Source organism: Salegentibacter sediminis, from assembly GCF_002078605.1.
GTDB lineage: Bacteria > Bacteroidota > Bacteroidia > Flavobacteriales > Flavobacteriaceae > Salegentibacter > Salegentibacter sediminis.
In genome coordinates this window covers 127087-148900 of record NZ_MSJR01000005.1, presented here as the reverse complement: position 1 = coordinate 148900, position 21814 = coordinate 127087, and the positions used below count along the sequence as shown (strand labels likewise).

Here is a 21814-nt window from a genome sequence, read left to right as displayed (position 1 = left end):
CCTTAATAACTAACCAAATTAAAATGTCCTTTTTAAGCGATCTCTATCATTCGTTTGGCCTGTACCTTGGCTTCTTCGCGCTTAGGAAGCCCGATAAATAAAACCCCATCCTTGTAGGAAGCAGATATTTTTTCAGTATCTACAGAATCAGGCAAACTGAAGGCACGCTTAAAATTGTTGTAGCTAAATTCTCTTCGTGTGTATCTTCCATTTTTATCTGAAGATTCCTTTTCTTTCTTTTCTTCAGAAGAAATTGTCAATACATCATTATCAAGCTCGATATTGAAATCGGCTTTGGTCTTCCCGGGGGCAGCAACTTCCACGGTGAAGGCCTCGTCATCCTCCTGGATATTAACCGCAGGAATACTGGTTCCGATACTGTTTACATTAGTAGTACCTCCTAACCAATCGGTTTTAAACATATCATCAAAAACCGATGGCAACCAATTAGTCTCATCTCTCTTAATTAAACTCATAGCTTATATATTTTATAGTGGAACATTATTTTTTCTTAAAACTTATTAGCAATTTAAATTCCAAATAAATATTAATGACTATTTGTCTTATTTGCAGAGGTTTATCCTGTATTTTTGACATCGATCCTGAAATTAATGAACCTGTTATTTTGGGAAATTCCTACCTTAGTTCAAATTAAAACTTAAATGAAGCAAATTTGGTCAAACCTCAGTAGTGTTTTCCACTCCATCCAGAGCAAAATCGCATTCTATCCTTCGCTCTTTGCTATCTTCGGATTTTTACTCGCTTTTGTAATGATCTACGCCGAAAACCGAGGTATTTCAGCGTATCTTATGGATAATATTCCTACACTGGTTGTTAATAATGGTGACACGGCTTTAACCATACTCAGCGCCTGTATTACAGGTCTTATTTCAATGATGGTTTTCAGTTTTTCTATGGTAATGGTTTTACTAAACCAGGCCTCAACAAATTATTCTCCAAGGCTTTTACCCGGTTTGATCTCTGATAAAAAACATCAGGTGATTCTTGGGGTATACCTTGCGACGATTCTCTACTGTATTTTTATTGCAATTTCCATTCAGCCTCATGGTGAAGATTACCAGGTTCCGGGCTTTTCAGTTTTACTGGGTATCGTTTTTACAGTGATTTGTATATGGGCCTTTATTTATTTCATACATACCATCTCTCAAAGCATTCAAATCAATAATATACTGGATGGTATTTATCAAAGTGCCAAAAAGCGCCTTAACTATTTAATCGAAGATCCTGCAGATACTACCGGGAATTTTCCTGACACACAAGAATGGCCCGAATATTATGCCGAAAAGAGCGGATATTTTCAATACCTGAACCTGGAAAATTTAAAAGCCATCTGTGACCAGGAAGAAATAGATCTCCAAATATTACCGGTGAAGGGGGTTTTTGTTTTAAAAGGGATCCCTCTTTTTAAAACTTCTAAGAAACTTGAAAAGGAAACCATAAAGAAAATCCAGGAAGCTATAGTTTTTTCTCGTGCAGAATTGGTATCCCTAAATTACGCCCTGGCTTTTAAACAAATCACCGAGATTATCGTAAAAGCTATGTCACCGGGAATAAATGATCCGGGAACCGCAATGAATGGGATAGATTACCTCACCGAACTTTTTGCCATGAGGATGCAAAAAAATGACTCCAGTGTACATATCACCAACAATGAGCATAGAATTAAATTCAATGTTGTGACATTTAGTGAACTAATGTATAATGTAATGGCTTCCCTACGCACCTATTGCAAACAGGATATAATTATAATTCAGAAATTAAGTCTAATGTTTCAATACCTGGAAAACCAACAGAGTATTGACCAGGCTTATCATAAAGTGATAACCAAAGAGGCCAAAGCTTTGATGCAGGATGCCTTTCAGGAAATTTCCAATCAGGGAGATCAAAAGCTTCTCAGGGAACTTTCAGAAAAATTACATTTGAAAGTTAACCGCTGAAATAAGAAAAGTTTATTTTTGCTCTATGGGATTAACAAACAACGATATTTTTAAAAAATTAAGAGTGGCTCACAAATTACGCGATGACGATATCGTTAAAATTTGTGCCCTGGTAGATTTTAAGGTAACTAAGAGTGAAATAGGAGCAATTTTCCGAAGTGAAGATCACCCTAAATATATGGAGTGTGGAGACCAATTCCTGCGGAATTTCCTCAACGGTCTTATAATCCATCTTCGAGGGCCAATGCCTGAAAAAAAACCGAAAAAGAAACAGGATTAAAAAAGAAAAACCTCCTTCAGAAATGAAAGAGGTTTTTTAATTAATAAACATTGACGGGAGCTTAGCGCACCAGTTTTTTATATTTAATTCGCTTAGGCATTAGATCACCTCCCAAACGCTTCTTCTTATTTTCCTCGTAATCAGAGAAGCTACCTTCAAAGAAATAAACCTGAGAATCACCTTCAAAAGCCAGAATGTGGGTACACACCCTATCCAGGAACCATCTGTCGTGAGAGATTACCACAGCACAACCTGCAAAATTTTCCAAACCTTCTTCCAAAGCCCGTAGGGTATTCACATCTAAATCGTTGGTAGGCTCATCGAGCAAGAGCACGTTACCTTCTTCCTTAAGGGTCATAGCCAAATGAAGCCGGTTACGTTCCCCGCCAGATAACATACTAACCTTTTTATTCTGTTCGCTTCCGCTAAAATTGAATCTGCTCAAATAAGCTCTGGAATTCACCTGCCGGCCACCCATCATAATGAGTTCCTGTTCATCGCTAAAGTTTTGCCAAATAGTTTTTTCCGGAGCGATGTTCGAATGGGCTTGATCTACATAAGCGATTTTTGCAGTTTCTCCAACTTCAAAAGTCCCTTTATCTGGTTTTTCCTCCCCCATGATCATCCTAAAAATAGTGGTTTTACCTGCTCCATTAGGACCAATAATACCAACAATTCCCGCCTGGGGTAATTTGAAATTCAAATCTTCATAAAGCAATTTATCGCCAAAAGCTTTGCTAACGCCCTTCGCCTCGATAACATTTGTACCAAGACGTGGCCCGTTAGGAATATAAATTTCCAGCTTTTCATCTACCTGCTTTTGGTCCTGGCTAAGAAGTTTGTCGTAGTTATTAAGTCGGGCTTTTTGCTTGGCCTGTCGACCTTTGGGGTTCATCTTTGCCCATTCCAATTCTCGTTCCAGGGTTTTTTGACGTTTGCTAGCCTGTTTTTGCTCCTGTGCCAATCGTTTTGATTTCTGATCCAGCCAGGAAGAATAATTTCCTTTCCACGGAATTCCTTCTCCCCTGTCCAGCTCCAGGATCCAACCTGCAACATTATCAAGGAAATACCTGTCGTGGGTTACTGCGATCACAGTACCTTTGTACTGCGCCAGGTGATGTTCCAACCAATGCACCGATTCGGCATCAAGGTGGTTGGTAGGCTCATCCAGCAACAAAATATCAGGCTCCTGAAGCAAAAGTCTGCATAAAGCCACTCTTCTTCTTTCTCCTCCCGAAAGTACGCTTATGAATTTATCGGGTTCCGGGGTACGAAGCGCATCCATCGCGATCTCCAATTTAGTATCCAGTTCCCATGCATTGCTGGCATCAATCCTGTCCTGAAGTACGGCCTGTTTATCCATAAGTTTCTGCATCTTATTGGCATCTTCATATACCTCTGGCAGACCAAACATATCGTTGATTTTGTTATACTCATCGAGAATTTCTACGGTCTCAGCAACTCCCTCCTTAACTACCTCCAGTACTGTTTTATCTTCATCGAGTTTAGGTTCCTGTTCCAGGTATCCTACAGAATATCCCGGGGAAAATACCACATCGCCCTGGTAATTTTTGTCTTCTCCGGCAATAATGCGCAGCAAAGTAGATTTACCCGAGCCATTAAGACCAAGAATTCCGATTTTGGCACCATAAAAGAAACTCAGATATATATTCTTCAAAACCGGAGTGTTTGCGTTTTTAAACGTTTTAGTCACTCCAGACATTGAAAAGATCACTTTTTTATCGTCTGACATATTAATTGATTTTTAATGGTTTGGACTTCAGAAGTTTAATTTCTGAAGTGATGCAAATATCATAAAATTAACTCAGAAATTTAAGAGTTCCTGGCTGAATAAACTCCCAATAGCCTTGAAATAAGCAGAAGTTGCCCTGTATGATAAGCAGTGTGCTGTACCACCAGCATAAGCTCTCTTAGCAAAGTTTTATCTTTACCGTTTTTCACCGGTCTTAAGAGGTCATTGTTTTCATTTAAAATAAACGAAGCAAATTCTTCGCGCTCCTTAAAATAATCTGATTTCAATTTTTCCCAGGCAGTTGCATTTTTAGGAGCTAACGAACCGGGCCAGTAATCATCCGGCCAATTCGGGGTTTTATAAGTTCCGGAGACACAAAAATCCAGGATATCCTTCTGGGCATATCTTATGTGATAGAAAAGTTCGTAAAAGGAATAAGGCAAGCCTTCCGGCCGCTTGCCCAGCATTTTAAAATCCATTTGGTCAATAAAGTCATCAATAGCCATAAAAGCTTCGCCTCCCCGAAGATGCTTGACCAATTGTTTCCGAGCTGTAGAAGAATCCATTTAAACCCTGCCTTTTAACGCATTAAAGGCCCAGGAAATTGCGAAGAAACCTATTCCAGTAACCGAAAACCCGATCGCATACTCCCGGTATTTAAGCACGCCCAATAAAATAATGGCAGCACCAATTATAAATAGCGCAAAAGAAGCCCAGGCGAAGATGGTATTTTTATTCATTCCCATAATCTATTCTTTATTGTAAATATCAGATTTTTTTGAGTATAATTTAGAGTTTAAAAATACCACCTATTTTGTATTTTAGCCAAAATCGAGCCGACATTTAAATTAAAATCTGAAATTTTAATAAGGAATAATCAGTTTACTTCAGAAAAAAGATAATATGAATATGACCTTTAATAAGAATGAAGACCATAATAAACTTCTGGTATCTTCATTAAAGCATAAACTTAAACGAGTTAAACTTGGTGGTGGCGAAAAACGTATAGAAAAGCACCACGCCAAAGGTAAAATGACCGCCCGCGAACGGATCGATTTTTTGCTGGACGATAAATCTAAATCTATAGAAATAGGAGCCTTTGCCGGCGAGGGGATGTACGAGGAACACGGCGGATGCCCTTCAGGAGGTGTTGTGGTGAAGATTGGATATGTCTCGGGAAAACAATGTATAATTGTAGCTAATGATGCCACTGTAAAGGCAGGAGCCTGGTTTCCCATTACCGGTAAAAAGAACCTCCGCGCCCAGGAAATCGCTATTGAAAATCGTCTGCCCATAATCTATCTTGTAGACAGCGCAGGAGTTTACCTGCCTATGCAGGATGAGATCTTCCCCGATAAGGAACACTTCGGAAGGATCTTTAGGAATAATGCGGTGATGAGCTCCATGGGAATTACCCAAATTGCTGCAGTGATGGGAAGTTGTGTAGCAGGGGGAGCCTATCTGCCAATTATGAGCGATGAAGCGCTTATTGTTGAAAAAACCGGAAGTATTTTCCTGGCCGGAAGTTACCTGGTAAAAGCTGCCATTGGGGAAAGTGTGGATAACGAAACCCTTGGCGGAGCTACCACACATTCTGAAATTAGTGGGGTGACAGACTATAAGGCCAAAGATGATAAAGACGCACTTACCCGGATTAAAAATATAATGGATAAGATGGGTGATTTCGACAAAGCCGGTTTCAGCCATAAAAAAGCGATAAAACCAAAAGAAAAACAGGAAGAAATCTACGGAATTTTACCTAAAAAACGCAGCGACCAATACGATGTAAGGGAAATTATTTCCCGCCTGGTAGATGGCTCAGACTTTGAAGAATATAAAGAAGGCTACGGGCAAACCATTATCACCGGCTACGCAAGGATTGATGGCTGGGCCGTGGGTATAGTTGCTAATCAGCGAAAAGTTGTAAAGACCAAAAAAGGGGAAATGCAATTTGGCGGTGTAATCTATTCTGACTCGGCCGATAAGGCCACCCGGTTTATTGCTAATTGTAATCAGAAAAAAATCCCATTGGTATTCCTCCAGGATGTTACCGGATTTATGGTAGGAAGTAAAAGCGAACACGGCGGAATTATAAAAGACGGTGCGAAAATGGTTAATGCGGTAAGTAATTCTGTAGTGCCAAAATTCACCATTATTATGGGGAATTCCTACGGGGCTGGAAATTATGCCATGTGCGGAAAAGCCTATGACCCCCGTTTAATTGCAGCCTGGCCCAGTGCCGAACTCGCCGTAATGGGTGGAACCCAGGCAGCAAAAGTTCTTGCTCAAATCGAAACCGCCGCATTGGAGAAAAAAGGAGAAAAAGTTGATGAAGAAAAGGAAAAAGAGGTTTTTAATAAAATAAAATCCAGGTACGACGAGCAAACTTCGCCGTATTATGCAGCAGCTCGTTTATGGACAGATGCAGTTATAGATCCATTAGACACCAGGAAATGGATTTCTATGGGAATTGAGGCTGCCAACCACGCTCCTATTGAGAAAGACTTTAATATGGGCGTAATCCAGACTTAAGGGCACTACGCCTAAAAGGGAAAAACTGTTTCAGGAAATCATTATAATTGACTAAGAATGAAAATAAGCCTATTTACTTTTATACTCTTAACGTTTACCTTCAACCTAAACGCTCAGATTTTAAACCATAAGGAAGGGAAATATTCCGAAGCCGATACTCTAAGGGGCACACTTCGGCCTGAAAGGGCTTATGACGTTCAGAAATATCATTTGAAGCTTACAATTGAACCGGATAAAAAATATATCTCGGGATCTAACACCATAAGTTTCAGGCCTGAGAAAGAGCTATCCACAATTCAGATAGATCTCTTCGAAAACATGAAGGTTGATTCCATAGTTCATCAGGGAGAAAAACTTCAATATAACCGAAAACACAATGCTGTTTTTGTTGAATTTAAAGAGCCGCTTCCCAAAAGCTCTTTGGATTCTTTAGTATTCCATTATTCGGGACATCCCATTATCGCTAAAAATGCACCCTGGGATGGCGGTTTTGTATGGGATAAAGACCAAAACGGGGATCATTGGATTGGCGTGGCCGTTCAGGGAACAGGCGCCAGCCTCTGGTATCCCAACAAAGATCATCAGAGCGATGAACCGGAAGAAGTTCAGTTGGATATCGCGGTGCCTAACGGACTTATGAATGTATCCAACGGGCAGTTTTTAGGAGAAAAAGATCTCGGCAATGGTTTTACTCAATGGAGTTGGAAGACGGTTAATCCCATCAATAATTACAACGTAATGATAAATATTGCGAATTATGAGCATTTCTCAGATTCATATAAAGATCTGCAACTCGATTATTACGTTTTGCCATATAACCTTGAAAAAGCGAAAAAACAGTTTAAAGAGGTAAAACCCATGATGGATTGCTTTTATGATAAATTTGGGGAATATCCATTTGTAGAAGATGGGTTTAAATTGGTAGAAACTCCATATTTAGGAATGGAACACCAAAGCGCCGTGGCCTATGGAAATGAATATAAGATGGGGTACCTGGGCAACGACCTATCGGGAACCGGAATTGGTTTGAAATGGGATTTCATCATCATTCACGAATCGGGACACGAATGGTATGGCAACAGTATCACCGCAAACGACATCGCCGACATGTGGATCCACGAGGGTTTCACTTCCTATTCTGAAGCGGTCTATATCGAGTGTCGCTGGGGAAAAGAGCAAGCTCTGGAATACCTTAAAGGCACAAGACGGGGAATTGGAAATTCTAAACCTATTATCGGGGATTATGGTGTGAATAGTGAAGGTTCTGGAGATATGTACCCTAAAGGAGCTAATTTATTAAATACCATCAGAAGTATTTATAACGATGATGCGCTATGGTGGAAAACCCTAAAAGATTACACCGAAACCTATAAACATCAAACTATAAATACCAACCAAACTGAAGCATTTTTTAATACAGCAACCGAGATAGACCTGCAGCCTGTTTTTGATCAATATCTACGATATACTAACCTACCTGTACTCCAGTTCAAAGAAGAACATGGGCGAATCGCCTATCGCTGGCAAACGGATGTAGACCAGTTTGCCATGCCAGTAGATATTTTTATAGATGAAACCGAAAAGAGAATTTTCCCCAGCGAAAACTGGCAGTTCTTTGATTCAGAAGTCGAAGATATGGACGATATAAAAGTGAACGATCTCGGGTTCTATATAGAGGTCTCTTTTATGAAATAAGAAAAACATCATTATTAAGATTCACCTGCAGGATTAAAAAACTGCAGGTTTTTTTTGTTTTATTTTGAAAACAACACCACAATTTTCTGCAGAAAATCATTACTCCCTGTGGCGTTAAATTTATTCTAATCCTCTAATATTCAAGGTTAATTAAGGAAATTATTGGTAAATTAATCATGTATGGGCTATGAAATATTGTTAGCATAATCATCAATCAATAAAATTCTAAAATTACTCCAGTGGCAGTTCTGCGAATCCTGAAAATGGTCTTCCCTAAAAAGAGGTCAAATAAAGAAAAAAGGAATATCGCAACAAATGACTAACAGGAAATAAAACCTAACAAAAATTAATATATAGAAGATATCAATAATCACTTATGAAAATTGTAAGCTTAACATTAAATCCGGCCCTGGATAAAAGCACATCTATAGACAGGTTGCAGGCCCAAAAGAAATTACGATGTAAAGAACCTGTCTATCATCCCGGAGGGGGTGGTATTAATGTTTCCAGGGCCATAAAGATCCTGGGAGGTGATTCCATGGCAATTTATGCAGGTGGAGGCCCCGTTGGTGATAAAATTGAAGAACTCCTGAAATTAGAAGGTATACATCAGCAGCGTATAAACATACCACATAACACCCGGGAAAACCTGATGGTTCTGGAAAGTTCGACCGGAAATCAATACAGGTTCGGGATGCCCGGAGCAAAAGTAGGCGAGAAAGTCCTGCAACAATGCCTGAATATAATAAAGGGTCTTCCCGATGATGTGGAATACCTGGTTGCCAGCGGCAGCCTGCCCCCTGATGCCCCCGATGATTTCTACGGCAGGATTGCTAAAATTGCCAAAAGTAAAAATATTAAATGCCTGGTAGATACCTCAGGCGAGGCTTTAGTGAAAGCTTCGGAAATGGGAGTTTATATCATGAAGCCCAATTTAGGTGAATTGAGTACGTTGGCAAAAAAAGAAGAAATTTCGGGGATAGAACAGGAAGAGATCGCAAAAAAGATAATAAACCAGGGCAAGGCAAACATCCTTATCGTTTCACTGGGCGCCCGGGGAGCAATGCTAGTTACAAAGGAGACTGTTGATTATGTGATACCTCCTACAGTGAAACAGGACAGTACAGTTGGCGCCGGGGATTCGATGGTGGCAGGGATTATATTATCCCTCTCCCGGGGAGATGCCTTACTCGATGCGGTAAAATGGGGAGTGGCCTCGGGTACAGCCGCAACAATAACCCCAGGGACCGAATTATGTCGTAAAAAGGATGTGGAAATTATTTTTAAATGGCTTAAGGAAAAGAAATAATATTCTGAACCCTAATTTTTAGAGCCTCCTTACTCTGTTTTCCTCCACCCCTGTTCTTAAGTCTATTTTAATTTCTTTAGAGATATTTATTTTTTATTAAAAAATAAAATTTTCATAATTAAATGAAAATCAGTAATTTAATATAAAAATAAAGATATGTTAAGTATTAGATCAATGAATAAGTGGGCCAACGCGCACACTTATTATCCGTTAGATATACTTCGCATCGCTCTGGGAGTATTTATTTTCATCAAAGGGATAAGTTTTGTTGCCCAAAGTCAGATCTTGATTGATCTGTTTGAGCCCTTACAAGGCTATGGAGGGGCAATGCTTGCGATACATTATGTGGCTCCGGCCCATTTAGTGGGAGGCTTGCTAATAGCTTTTGGTTTGTTGACCCGCTGGGCGATCGTGGCACAACTCCCCATCCTATTGGGTGCAATCCTTATTAATTTTATGGGAGATTTCAACGGAGCAAGACTTTTTGAAGCTGCCATTGTCCTTTTGATCAGCCTGTTTTTCCTATTCTACGGCTCCGGAAAACATTCGGCAGATTATATGATGAAAATGAGGCAGTAGCCCAAAGTTTAGTTCGAAGCTTTCTCAACCGGAATCAAAAGGAGTTCCGTTTGGCAGAGCTTAGTCCACCTTGCTTTTTACAGTATTCTCCCGGTGAATTTTACCATTTGGGGTTTCTTCGAACTTTTCAATGAGATAGATCTTTTTCGGAACTTCATATTTATCCAGGCTTTTAAGCTTGCTTATACGCTCCTGTAAATCGGATAGTATTTCTTCTGAAAAATCGCTTTCTACAAAAAGCACCAGTTTTTCTCCCAGGGCATCATCGGGCATTGAAGTTACAAAGAGACGTTGATCGATTATCTTTTCGAGTTTTCGTTCTATTTCTTCAGGAAAAAGCTTTATCCCCCCCGAATTGATCATATTATCTATGCGCCCTTTCCAAATAAATTTTTTATAAGTAAGAATTTCTACTATATCATTAGTAATGATAGGTTCATCGGCTAGTTTTGGAGCCTTGATTACCAGGCAACCTCTTTCATCCTGGGAAATATTGATGTTAGGTAACACCTTAAAAGGTCGGGGTTGCTTTTTCTTTTTCTTTGGGTTTATCCTTTTGGCAGCAATATGCGTAACGGTTTCAGTCATACCATAGGTTTCGAAAACCTTGGTTTCCAACCCCCGAACCATTTTCTGTAGACGTGGTGAAACCGCTCCTCCCCCAACAATAAGTTTCTGAATAAGATGCAGCCTACCTATGGAATTATCCAGTTGAAAAGGGGTCATTGCACAAAAATCGTAACGTTTAAAAACCTGATCTAATGGATTGGAAGATGGCGGTACAAGATCAAGATGCCATCCCAAAACCATAGCCCGCACCAACATCATCTTTCCTGCAATGAAATCGGCGGGCAGACACATAAGTGCAGTGGTTTTCTCCGGGAGATCAAAGAATTTGGAAGTAGCAAGTGCCGAATTGATCATATACTCCTTCTTGATCCTGATTTTTTTAGGGGTCCCGGTTGAGCCAGAGGTTTGGACTTCTATAGTGGATCCAGGCTTGATCCAGTCCAGAATAAAACTACCAATTCTTTCTTCAAAAGGCTCCCCTTCTTTTATAAAACTATAGGCAACCTGATAAAGTTCAGCATTGGAAAAATAGCGCTTGTTAAGCTTGAAATCCGGATGCGTTTCCGGGACTTTATATTTATCTGCCATTTGTTGAACCAAAGTTGGAGATTTACTGATTACCTAAAGTTACCAAATAGTTGTGAAAATTTTAAGCTTCTTCAGAAAGTTTTAAGGTTTGCGGCGCCTCTACTTTACCAAAAAGTTTGTGTTTCCAGTCCGTCCAGCCATATTTTCTCGCCATAATATATAATAGCGCAGGGTAAATTATAAATACAGGGATAAGCACATCCCACCCTGCAGTTGGTTCAGAAACATCCTTTAAAATAGAATGACTTTGGAAAGCAGTCCATTCGGCGGTGACCAGGAGAACGGCCACCAGGTTATTAGCTGCGTGGAAACCAAGAGCGAGCTCCAGACCTTCATCCATTAAAGTCATGATGCCCAGCATAAAACCGGTACCTATGTAATAAGTCATAATAATATTGCCCATCTGGGTTACCTCCGGATTAAAAAAATGAAGCCCACCAAATACAACCGAGGTAATTATAAGCGGAAGCCATCTGTTTCCCGCAAAAACACCTATACCCTGCATTAGATAAGCCCGGAAAAAATATTCTTCAAAGCTTGTTTGTAGGGGTATCATCACTATCGCAATCAAAGTGAGAATTAAAAAAGGAACCGGTTTAAAATTCACCACAAAATCCTCGGGGTTAGCATAATAGTCTGCCAGACTTAACAGCACTGTTAGAACAGCCACAAGTCCAAAAGCAAAGAAAACCCTACTCCAGTCTATTTTTTTTCTACTTGTGGTAAGAGATTTCAGGCTTTGCCCGTGAAGGAATTTAACCGCCAGAAAAACCGCCACCAGGCCAACAGCAAAAGTTAGCAGCATTAGAAATAGATTGAGGTTTGGTTCGAGAATCTGCATAATCTGGGATTCATCCATCCCCATGACTTCCATGCCTCCGGAAAGAAAGATTACCACAGCTAGAGGAATTTGGCCAATAACTACGCCGGCTATTACTAAAAGAGTTCCCAGAATATATCGCCAGAATTCGTGGTGATATTTAAAAGCTTCAGCTATATACATGTGTTAAAATTAAAATCCCATTTTTGCCCGGGATTATAGTGAATTTGACCGTGTTTTACTTCCAGCGGACTTTCAAAATTATTGGTATAAAGGCTTCCTGTGCCTAGTCCCTGTGGCATTCTTGTGTTTTGGGTATAAGTCCATTGTGTTATGGCATTCAAGCCTATATTACTTTCAAGGGCACTGGTTACCCACCAACCGATTTTCTGTTTTTCTGCAAGATCGATCCATTCCTGGGTACCTTTAAATCCACCTATTAAACTGGGTTTCAATATAAGATACTGGGGATTTATGACCTCCAACATTTCTGCTTTTCCCTTCGGGTCAAAAATCCCGATAAGCTCTTCGTCCAAAGCTATTGGAAGAGGAGTTTTCGCACATAAGCTTGCCATTACCTCCCATTGTCCCTGCTTAATAGGCTGTTCTATACTGTGTAACTGAAATTCACTAAGCTGTTTCAGCTTTTCTAAAGCCTCTTCCGCAGAAAAAGCTCCGTTGGCATCTACCCTTAATTCAATTTCTTCGGAAGAAAATTCTCTCCGGATATATTTCAGAAGTTCGAGTTCTGTTTCAAAATCGATAGCGCCTATCTTCATCTTGATACAATCAAAGCCCGCTTCTATCTTTTCGGAAATCTGCTGCTTCATAAAAGATTTATCACCCATCCAAATCAAACCATTGATAGAAATGGAAGCTTCCCCCCGGGTGAAATCTGAAGGAAAAAGTTCAAATTTATTTTCAGAATATAAGGACCTAAAAGCCATTTCTACCCCAAACTGAATACTCGGAAATTCCTTTAATTCTTCCCACAAAAATTCAGGACCGGTATTAATATTGGCACAGACCCATTTTAGCTTTTCCTCATAATCGGGGCGATCGTCTACACTCAAACTTCTAAGGATCCCGCATTCTCCAATTCCCGTATTCTTCCCATCGCTAATTTGCAGCAACCAGGTTTCTTTGGTAGTAAGAACGCCCCGGGAAGTTCCGCTGGGGCGTTTAAAATTTAAAATATATTTCTTGTATTTTGCCTGCATTTACAGGATTGTTTTTATTTATAATTCTATGCTTTCTCCAATTTCAAGAAGCATCAGATCTTTTCCTTTTTCGTAAAATTTACGCTTAGCTTCTTCGTGATCAATTTCGATATAGCCAAAGGTATCATAATGGCACCCTAACACCTTATCGCACTCCACAAAATCACTGGCAATAATTGCATCATCAATTCCCATCGTGAAATTATCCCCAATTGGCAAAATGGCCAAATCCAGGCTGGTTTGCATCGGGATGAGTTTCATATCCATCGTTAAGGCCGTATCCCCGGCAATATAAATATTTTTATGTTCCCCTTCTATTACAAAACCTCCAGGTTGTCCACCATAAGAACCATCAGGAAAAGAGCTGGTATGGATGGCGTTCACATACTTCACGGTTCCAAAATCGAAATCCCAGCTTCCGCCATGATTCATTGGGTGTACCTCAATACCTTTTGCTTCGTAATGATTGGCAATTTCAAAATTGCTTACAATTACGGCCCCTGTTCTTTTGGCAATAGCTTCGGCATCCAGGGTATGATCCTGATGCGCGTGAGTAAGCAATATATAGTCTGCTTTAAGCTCTTCTATATCTATTTTATCTTTTGCAAGTTGGTTTCCTGTGATAAAAGGATCTACCAGAACGTACGTCTCTCCTATCTTCAATCCCAGGCAACTTTGTCCGTAAAAACTGATTTTCATCTTAATAAATTTTTGTTTGAATAATAACACTAAAAACAGCTATACCAGCCTTATCTGTAAATTTAAGCATTAGGCATTTTCTGTATGGCCCCGGTTTTATATAATTTTGTTAAAAACTCAGATAATCTGCCCAATCCCAAAGAGGATTGCTATAGCAAATGTGGTAAGTGCCAGGATCTTTAATTCGGGATCCAGCAGCACTGGATTTTCATTTTCAACGACCCTCTTTAGGTGAAGCACCAGTGGCACCAGCGCAGGCAAATAAAGAAAATCACTTAAGCCATCTAAACTAAGGACCGTATAAACCACCAGGCAAAAAATCGCGGTTAGAATCAGAAAATAATGATAATTCTTCGCTTTTCTATCGCCAAGAATTACAGCAAGTGTATTTTTTCCTGCTTTCTCATCAGAATTCCGGTCGCGCATATTATTGAGGTTCAGGACTCCCATGCTTAACATACCTATTGTACAGGCAGGAAGTAAAACCTCCCATTTAAACTCATGTGAATACAGAAAATATGAGCCATAAACCGCCACTAATCCAAAGAAAAGAAATACGAACACATCTCCCAAACCGCGATAACCATAAGCCGATTCTCCTACGGTGTATTTTATGGCTGCAGCAATAGCGGCAATACCCAGGAAAAAAAACATTAATGCGAAAAGTAAATTTTCTCTTCCAAAGGCAGCGTAGATAAGTAAGATAGCCAACAACAAGGTGCCTATTGCGGTAATGATAATCCCCTGTTTCATCTCTACCCTTGTAATCAAGCCACTTTGTAGGGCACGTTGTGGCCCTACCCGGTTTTCGTTATCGGTTCCTTTTACTCCATCCCCATAATCATTGGCAAAATTGGAGAGCACCTGCAGGCCTAAAGTTGTTCCCAGGGCCAGACTAAAAATAGCTATATTAAAATATCCGTTTTGCACGGCGATAGTAGTTCCAACTATAATTCCAGAAACCGATAACGGAAGGGTTCTTAAGCGGGCAGCGTTTATCCAGGAGTTTAATTTCTTCATCAATTCATTATTTTAACCAGTAGTTCTTTTAACAGGTCACCCTGGGAAACATTGGCTGCCCCAACCCCCTTGCTCTTTGCATCGGTTTGATGTAAAAGGTCAATCGCCCGGCTCACTTTTTTCATAGGATAATTTCTTGCTGCTATCACATAATCTCCCACAAAATATGGGTTAACCTTTAATTGTTTTGCCACATTTGCCTTGGATTTATCCGGCAAGCCATGATATTGTAGCACCTGTGAAAAATAGGCAAACAACAAAGAGATAGTCATCACCAAAGGATTGTCTTTGGGGTTTTGAGCAAAATAATTGATAATACGATGCGCTTTCACAACATCCCGCTCTCCTATGGCATTACGCAGTTCGAAGTTATTAAAATCCTTACTAATACCTATGTTCTCTTCAATAAGCTCTGGAGTTATTTGGGTGTTCGTTGGGGTGATAAGCTGAAGCTTCTCCAGTTCGTTGTCGATCTTGCCAAGATCGGTTCCCAGAAATTCCACCAGCATCTGGGCAGCTTTAGGGGATATACTGTAGCCTCTCGATTTTAAGGTTTTTTGAATCCAGGGCCCCACCTGATTATCATACAGGCGTTTACTTTCAAAAATTACCCCGGTTTGCTTTACCGATTTATATAATTTCTTCCTCTTATCTATCTTCCTGTATTTGTAACACATCACCAATACCGTAGTAGGTTGCGGATTATCGGCGTAAGCGGTCAAACTCTCAATGCTTCGGGAAAGGTCCTGAGCTTCTTTTACAATTATCACCTGGCGTTCTGCCATCATCGGGTAACGGCGGGCATTGCTGGCAATTTCATCAATAGTGCTATCCCGGCCATACATCACGATCTGGTTAAAGCCCCTTTCTTCCTCGGCGAGGATATTTTCTGCAATAAAATCGGAGATCTTATCTATATAATATGGCTCTTCCCCCATCAGAAAGTAAATGGGACTGATGTTCCCCTGCCTGATGCTGTTCACAATTTGCTTTGCTTCTTCCATGTAAAGATTTAGTTCCGCTGGTAGTTTTGGAATTTAATTGATAATCTGGTACAAAATAATCTTCTGACTTTGCTATTTTTGGGCCTATGCTTGACCTCAATTTTCCCCGGTACCGGTTTCGGTTCAAAAATAATGAAAATAAAATAGCCGTTTTTGATGAACTGCGGAAAAAATTCGTAGTCTTAACTCCCGAAGAATGGGTGAGGCAGCATTGCATTCGGTTTTTAATCGAAGATAAAAAATATCCAAAAAGTCTTATCAATGCCGAAAAGCAGTTAAAACTGGGAAAACTTATAAAAAGATATGACCTTATAGTGTATAATCCTGATGGTAGTATTTTTCTTATTGTTGAATGCAAGGCTCCCGGCGTGAAGATAAGCCAGGATACCTTTGACCAGATTGCCCGGTATAATCTAAGTCTAAAGGCCGAGTATTTAATGCTTAGCAATGGGCTTGAACACTATTACTGCCAGATGGATTACGAAAAGGAAAGCTACAATTTTCTAAAGAAACTTCCCGATTGGAGAACAAAAAACGAAGCCGATGAAAACTGAAGCTGGTAAAAACAAAAGCCTCAGCATTGCTGTAGTTATCCTAAACTGGAATGGAAGAGACCTGCTCCGGGAATTCCTGCCTTCTGTGATAGCGCATTCTCAAACAGCAAATATTTATGTGGCAGACAATGCTTCCACCGACGATTCGGTTTCCATAATAAGGGAAGAATTCCCTATGGTAAAGCTTATTCAGAATAAAGAAAATGGAGGTTACGCCAAAGGCTACAACGATGCCCTGAAACATCTCAAGGAAGATGTTTTTATCCTGCTGAACTCTGATGTGGAAGTTACTGAAAACTGGCTTGAACCGATCCTCAACATATTTTACACCGAACCGGATACCGCGGTGGTACAACCAAAATTACTGGATTACAAAAACAAAAATTATTTTGAATATGCCGGGGCGGCCGGTGGTTTTATAGATATGCTGGGCTATCCTTATTGCCGGGGCCGTATTTTTGAAAGTCTGGAAGAAGATCACGGCCAGTATAATGACGATACTTATATTTTTTGGGCAAGTGGCGCCTGCCTGGCCATTAGAAACCTGGCTTTTTATGAGGCCGGAGGACTTGATGAAACCTATTTTGCGCATCAGGAGGAAATCGACCTCTGCTGGAGACTGCATAACCTGGGTTATAAAATTAAATACACAGGAGGATCCAGGGTTTATCACCTGGGTGGAGCCACCCTTAACGCTATGAATCCTCGAAAGACTTTTTTTAATTTTAGAAATAGTTTATACTCCCTACTTAAAAATACGCCGGGCACCCTAAGCTTTTTCATTATCTTTTTACGGATGAGTCTTGATGCCCTTGCAGCCCTAAAATTTATTGCAGCTGGTAAATTCGCTCATTTCTACGCTATTTTCCAGGCTCATCTCAGCTTTTACAGAAACATCAGGATACTTTTGGAAAAACGTAATAATTTACCGAAAACCAAAGATTATTTTAGTCAAAAATCTATTGTTATCTCTTATTTCATAGGCGGTAAGAGGAAATTTTCTGATTTATAGCAAAACATTTACAAACTAATGTTAAAGCTTCTTTTCCCCTTTATATTTTTTTGATACTTTTGGGACATCTAACATTAATAATAATTACAAGTTATGAAACGAATCATGCTTTTATCGGCTACTGTTGCTGTATTACTTTCTTCTTGTGTTTCCCAGAAGAAATATTCAGAGTTGGAAGCCAAGCAAAAAGAAACCCAGGACCAGTTAAACACGGCCACCATTAAATTAAATTCTTGTTTAGAGGAGAAAGAAGGCCTGAACAGGCAAATCAAAACGCTAAACAACACCAATGCCGCCCTATTAAACAACGTTGGGGATTTGGCAACCCTTTCTAAAAAAGAAGCTGAAAACCTTGAGCGTTCTTTGGAAAGCATTAAAGAAAAAGATTTAGCCATCAGCAGAATGCGTGATGCTATCAACAAAAAAGATTCTGTAACCCTTGCTCTTGTTACAAGCCTAAAAGGAGCTCTTGGAAATATGAGCGACGAAGACATCGAAATCAATGTTGAAAAAGGTGTGGTTTACGTATCTATTTCCGATAAATTGCTATTCGACAGCGGACGTTACAATGTGACTTCACGTGCTAAAGAAGTACTTGGAAAAGTTGCAACTGTTGTAAAGAACCGTCCGGAAATAGAATTTATGGTTGAAGGTCATACCGACGACAAGCCAATTAAAACTTCTATGTTTGAAGACAACTGGGATCTTTCTGTAAAACGTGCAACTTCTGTAGTTCGTATCCTTCAGGATGAATTTGGTGTAGAGCCAGCAAGAATGACTGCAGCAGGTAGAAGTTACTACATCCCTGTAGCTACCAATGAAACTGCTGAAGGTCGTGCGAAAAACCGCAGAACCCGTATCGTAGTACTTCCAAAACTTGACCAATTCTACGGAATGATCGAAGAAGGAATGAAAGCAGCCGAATAATTTGAAACCATATATGATTTCAAAAAAAACCCTCGCCAAGGCGAGGGTTTTTTATTTTATAAAAATTCTGCTTACATAATCTCAATGCTTCCCTTTCCTTCCCTTATAACTTCAGGTTCTGCTGTGGTTAAGTCTATTACCGTAGAAGGAATGTTATCTCCATAACCCCCATCAATAACAATATCTACCAGGTTATCCCACTTCTCTTTGATAAGCTCTGGATCTGTGGTGTATTCCAGGACTTCATCATCATCTCTTATTGATGTTGACACTATAGGATTTCCCAAAGCCGAGACCAGGGCTCTACAAATATTGTTATCAGGCACCCTAATACCTACTGTTTCCTTCTTTTTAAAAACGTTAGGGAGGTTGTTATTCCCCGGCAGAATAAAGGTATAAGGCCCCGGAAGCGTCCTTTTAAGAATTTTAAAAGTTGCCGTATCTATTTGTTTCACATAGTCTGAAAGGTTACTAAGATCTTCACAAATAAAAGAAAAGTTTGCTTTTTCTAATTTAACCCCTTTGATTTGAGCGATCTTTTCCAGGGCCGAAGTATTGGTGATATCACAGCCCAACCCGTAAACTGTATCCGTAGGGTAAATTACAAGCCCCCCATCTCTAAGGACTTCAACCACCTTATTAATTAATTTTGGACTTGGGTTCTCTTCGTAAATTCTTATTAGTTCCGCCATAATTACATATTTAAAATACCCTAAAATTTACAAAATTCTAGGTGTTTTCAGATTATTATTTAAGCTTAATTCGTTTTGATTCCTTCTTCCTGTGGCCGGCAAATTTTTAAACTCAGGAAAAACTATATAGAATAATTTAGCTTGAAGGTAAAAATAAAGCCGCTTTTCGCGGCTTTAAATAACAGAAGTTTAACGGCTTAGCTAAGCAGTTTTAATTTTGCAAATCTCAAGAGAAGTTTCTTTATTCCACCATTCTCAAAATCGATCTCAGCTTTTTTATCCTGTCCTACTCCGCTTATACTTAATACTTTCCCTTTCCCAAAACGCATATGCTCCACCTCGTTGCCGGCTTCCAGTTTTATAGAATTTTTTGCCTTTTCAGGTTCAGGGGCAGCGGGTTTAAGTTTTCGCAGTTTTCTTAATTGTGATTCCGTGGGTTTATGTGCCGGTGGCGGAGTACCGTTTTTAGGCTTAGATTGCCTAAGCTTTGATTTATCTACCTCTCCAAAAATATCGGTATCTATAAGCGGTTTATATTTATAATCATCTTGTGGAATCATATAATCCATAAACTCATTATCGATCTCCTCGATAAACCTACTGGGCTCAGCATCCACCAATTTACCCCATCGGTATCGCGATTGGGTGTAGGTCAAATAAGCTTGTTTTTCAGCCCTTGTCAAGGCTACGTAAAAAAGCCGGCGCTCTTCCTCCAATTCGCTCCTGGTATTCATACTCATTGCTGAAGGAAACAGATCTTCCTCCAATCCTACAATATATACATACGGAAACTCCAGGCCTTTCGCCAGGTGAATAGTCATCAGGGCAACCCTGTCATCATCGGTGGAGTCTTTGTCCATATCGGTAGCCAGGGCAACATCTTCCAGAAATTCAGCCAGAGAACCATTAGCATCGGCCAGTTCTTTTTGTTCCTCCACGAAGTCCCTGATCCCATTCAGCAATTCCTCGATATTTTCTATACGGGCAATTCCTTCGGGAGTACCATCTTTTTTGAACTCCTGGACCAAACCAGACTTTTTTGTTACCGTATCAGCAACCGTAAAAGCATCGGCATTTTCAGCAAGAATCGTGAAACTCTTAATCATATTCACGAAGTTCTTGAGCTTAGTGCGGGTACCACTGTTTATACCTAAATTAAGTTGATCGATATTTTCAATAACCTCAAAGATCGAACGTCCGTATTGATTCGCAGCAATGGTTAATTTATCCATAGTGGTCTGGCCAATTCCCCGTGCAGGATAATTGATCACCCGTTTTATAGCTTCCTCGTCCTTCGGGTTGATCAACAAACGTAAATATGCCAGCACATCTTTGATCTCCTTGCGCTGATAAAATGAGAGTCCACCATAAATTCGGTACGGAATCTCTTTTTTTCTCAGGGCATCTTCCATTGCCCTACTCTGAGCATTGGTGCGGTATAAAATCGCAAAATCACTGTTTTTAAGCTGATGCTGCATTCTGTTTTCAAAGATGGATCCTGCTACAAAACGCCCTTCCTCCCCATCGGTAAGTAAGCGGTTTACCACAATTTTTGGCCCATCTTCATTTTCGGTCCAAACCACTTTTTCAAGTTTGGTTTTATTTTTCTCGATTATAGAATTCGCCGCATTCACAATATTTTTGGTAGAGCGGTAATTCTGTTCCAACCTGTACATCTGTACATCGGGATAATCTTTCTGAAAGTTTAAAATATTATTGATGTTGGCTCCCCTGAAAGCATAAATACTTTGAGCATCATCCCCAACCACACATATATTCTGAAATTTATCTGAAAGCGCTTTCACGATAAGGTACTGGGAGTGGTTGGTATCCTGGTACTCATCCACCAAAATGTACCTGAAGCGATTCTGATATTTCTGAAGCACCTCGGGAAACCGGTTTAAGAGTTCGTTGGTCTTTAACAGCAAGTCATCAAAATCCATAGCGCCGGCCTTAAAACAACGCTCTACATATTCTTTATAAATATCACCTAAACGAGGTTTTTTAGACATCGCATCGGCCTCCTTAAGTTCAGGATTCTGAAAATAGGCTTTAACCGTGATAAGGCTGTTTTTGTAAGAGGAGATTCTGTTATAAACCTGCTTGTATTTATAAACATCCTTATCCAGGCGCATATCTTTTATAATTGCCCTTATCACGCTTTGGGAATCCTGAGTATCATAAATCGTGAAATTGGAAGGATACCCAAGTTTATCGGCTTCAAAGCGCAGGATCTTAGCAAAGATGGAGTGAAAAGTCCCCATCCACAGATTTTTTGCTTCAGAGTTTCCCACGATTTTAGCGATACGGCTTTTCATTTCCCGGGCCGCCTTATTGGTAAAAGTGAGTGACAAAATATTAAAGGGATCTACCCCCTGGCTCATCAGGTAGGCGATCCTGTAGGTAAGCACCCGGGTTTTTCCCGATCCTGCCCCTGCAATTACAATCATAGCACCGTCCTTCTGCAGGACCGGAGCTCGCTGAGCCTCATTTAATTCGGCTAAATAATTTTCCAAATTTCCTTCAGTTTTTTAAAGGGGTGAATTTAACCAAAATGCCCTGAAAATTAAACCCACAGGACTATTCTTTTTAAACAAATCCC

21 protein-coding genes are annotated in these 21814 nt (G+C 40.0%); 9 read left to right on the top strand and 12 right to left on the bottom strand.

Annotated elements, in window-relative coordinates:
* Positions 1-32: 32 nt before the first annotated feature.
* The gene (locus BUW93_RS09470; RefSeq protein WP_081211460.1) at positions 33-476 is read right to left on the bottom strand and encodes an Hsp20/alpha crystallin family protein; all 444 of its coding nucleotides are present in this window, start codon (positions 474-476) and stop codon (positions 33-35) included.
* Positions 477-662: 186 nt separating this feature from the next.
* Here BUW93_RS09470 and BUW93_RS09465 point away from each other — a divergent pair, with 186 nt between their 5' ends.
* Both BUW93_RS09465 and BUW93_RS09460 read left to right on the top strand, forming a co-directional pair.
* The gene (locus BUW93_RS09465) at positions 663-1958 is read left to right on the top strand and encodes a DUF2254 domain-containing protein (protein ID WP_081211459.1); all 1296 of its coding nucleotides are present in this window, start codon (positions 663-665) and stop codon (positions 1956-1958) included.
* 25 nt (positions 1959-1983) lie between these two features.
* Positions 1984-2238, top strand: a complete 255-nt coding sequence (locus tag BUW93_RS09460; RefSeq protein WP_081211458.1) for a DUF1456 family protein — start codon at positions 1984-1986, stop codon at positions 2236-2238.
* 61 nt (positions 2239-2299) lie between these two features.
* Here BUW93_RS09460 and ettA read toward each other — a convergent pair whose 3' ends face one another.
* The 3 genes from ettA to BUW93_RS09445 all read right to left on the bottom strand — a co-directional run bounded on the left by ettA (position 2300) and on the right by BUW93_RS09445 (position 4737).
* Positions 2300-3991 (bottom strand): energy-dependent translational throttle protein EttA, encoded by a 1692-nt coding sequence (ettA, locus tag BUW93_RS09455; protein ID WP_081211457.1) that lies wholly within the window; start codon positions 3989-3991, stop codon positions 2300-2302.
* Between the two features lie 80 nt (positions 3992-4071).
* Entirely contained in the window at positions 4072-4557 is a 486-nt protein-coding gene (locus BUW93_RS09450; protein WP_081211456.1) for a DinB family protein, read from the bottom strand.
* On the bottom strand, positions 4558-4737 hold the full coding sequence (locus tag BUW93_RS09445) for a CAL67264 family membrane protein (protein ID WP_081211455.1): 180 nt from the start codon (positions 4735-4737) through the stop codon (positions 4558-4560).
* A gap of 157 nt (positions 4738-4894) precedes the next feature.
* On the opposite strand from BUW93_RS09445, the gene BUW93_RS09440 reads away from it, so the two are divergent.
* The 4 genes from BUW93_RS09440 (at position 4895) to BUW93_RS09425 (ending at position 10106) form a co-directional block, all read left to right on the top strand.
* Positions 4895-6523 carry an acyl-CoA carboxylase subunit beta gene (locus BUW93_RS09440; RefSeq protein WP_081211454.1) on the top strand — a complete coding sequence of 543 codons (1629 nt, stop codon included), beginning with the start codon at positions 4895-4897 and terminating at the stop codon, positions 6521-6523.
* A 57-nt stretch (positions 6524-6580) separates the two neighbouring features.
* Positions 6581-8218 carry a M1 family metallopeptidase gene (locus BUW93_RS09435; RefSeq protein WP_081211453.1) on the top strand — a complete coding sequence of 546 codons (1638 nt, stop codon included), beginning with the start codon at positions 6581-6583 and terminating at the stop codon, positions 8216-8218.
* A 376-nt stretch (positions 8219-8594) separates the two neighbouring features.
* Positions 8595-9527, top strand: a complete 933-nt coding sequence (locus tag BUW93_RS09430; protein ID WP_081211452.1) for a 1-phosphofructokinase family hexose kinase — start codon at positions 8595-8597, stop codon at positions 9525-9527.
* Between the two features lie 156 nt (positions 9528-9683).
* Positions 9684-10106, top strand: coding sequence for a DoxX family protein (locus BUW93_RS09425; RefSeq protein ID WP_081211451.1), 423 nt, complete (start codon positions 9684-9686; stop codon positions 10104-10106).
* 60 nt (positions 10107-10166) lie between these two features.
* Here BUW93_RS09425 and BUW93_RS09420 read toward each other — a convergent pair whose 3' ends face one another.
* The 6 genes from BUW93_RS09420 to holA form a co-directional block, all read right to left on the bottom strand.
* Positions 10167-11264, bottom strand: a complete 1098-nt coding sequence (locus tag BUW93_RS09420) for an AMP-binding protein (RefSeq protein ID WP_081211450.1) — start codon at positions 11262-11264, stop codon at positions 10167-10169.
* A gap of 61 nt (positions 11265-11325) precedes the next feature.
* Positions 11326-12267 (bottom strand): CPBP family intramembrane glutamic endopeptidase, encoded by a 942-nt coding sequence (locus BUW93_RS09415; RefSeq protein ID WP_081211449.1) that lies wholly within the window; start codon positions 12265-12267, stop codon positions 11326-11328.
* Positions 12258-13304, bottom strand: coding sequence for an o-succinylbenzoate synthase (locus BUW93_RS09410; RefSeq protein ID WP_081211448.1), 1047 nt, complete (start codon positions 13302-13304; stop codon positions 12258-12260). Before BUW93_RS09410 ends, BUW93_RS09415 begins: the two co-directional genes overlap by 10 nt.
* 18 nt (positions 13305-13322) lie before the next feature.
* Positions 13323-14003, bottom strand: coding sequence for a metal-dependent hydrolase (locus BUW93_RS09405; protein WP_081211447.1), 681 nt, complete (start codon positions 14001-14003; stop codon positions 13323-13325).
* A gap of 117 nt (positions 14004-14120) precedes the next feature.
* Positions 14121-15023, bottom strand: coding sequence for a 1,4-dihydroxy-2-naphthoate octaprenyltransferase (gene menA, locus BUW93_RS09400; RefSeq protein ID WP_081211445.1), 903 nt, complete (start codon positions 15021-15023; stop codon positions 14121-14123).
* Positions 15023-16027, bottom strand: coding sequence for a DNA polymerase III subunit delta (holA, locus tag BUW93_RS09395; protein ID WP_081211443.1), 1005 nt, complete (start codon positions 16025-16027; stop codon positions 15023-15025). Before holA ends, menA begins: the two co-directional genes overlap by 1 nt.
* Positions 16028-16113: 86 nt before the next feature.
* Between holA and BUW93_RS09390 the strand changes: the two genes are divergently transcribed.
* The 3 genes from BUW93_RS09390 (at position 16114) to BUW93_RS09380 (ending at position 18520) form a co-directional block, all read left to right on the top strand.
* Positions 16114-16581, top strand: coding sequence for a type I restriction enzyme HsdR N-terminal domain-containing protein (locus BUW93_RS09390; RefSeq protein ID WP_081211441.1), 468 nt, complete (start codon positions 16114-16116; stop codon positions 16579-16581).
* The gene (locus tag BUW93_RS09385) at positions 16571-17593 is read left to right on the top strand and encodes a glycosyltransferase family 2 protein (protein WP_081211439.1); all 1023 of its coding nucleotides are present in this window, start codon (positions 16571-16573) and stop codon (positions 17591-17593) included. Before BUW93_RS09390 ends, BUW93_RS09385 begins: the two co-directional genes overlap by 11 nt.
* A 93-nt stretch (positions 17594-17686) precedes the next feature.
* Positions 17687-18520 carry an OmpA/MotB family protein gene (locus BUW93_RS09380; RefSeq protein WP_081211437.1) on the top strand — a complete coding sequence of 278 codons (834 nt, stop codon included), beginning with the start codon at positions 17687-17689 and terminating at the stop codon, positions 18518-18520.
* A 71-nt stretch (positions 18521-18591) separates the two neighbouring features.
* On the opposite strand, the gene BUW93_RS09375 is transcribed toward BUW93_RS09380, so the two are convergent.
* Both BUW93_RS09375 and BUW93_RS09370 read right to left on the bottom strand, forming a co-directional pair.
* Positions 18592-19212 (bottom strand): L-threonylcarbamoyladenylate synthase, encoded by a 621-nt coding sequence (locus BUW93_RS09375; RefSeq protein ID WP_081211435.1) that lies wholly within the window; start codon positions 19210-19212, stop codon positions 18592-18594.
* A gap of 197 nt (positions 19213-19409) precedes the next feature.
* A complete protein-coding gene (locus BUW93_RS09370) occupies positions 19410-21728 on the bottom strand; it encodes an ATP-dependent helicase (RefSeq protein ID WP_081211433.1) in 2319 nt (772 codons plus the stop codon).
* Positions 21729-21814 lie beyond the last annotated feature (86 nt).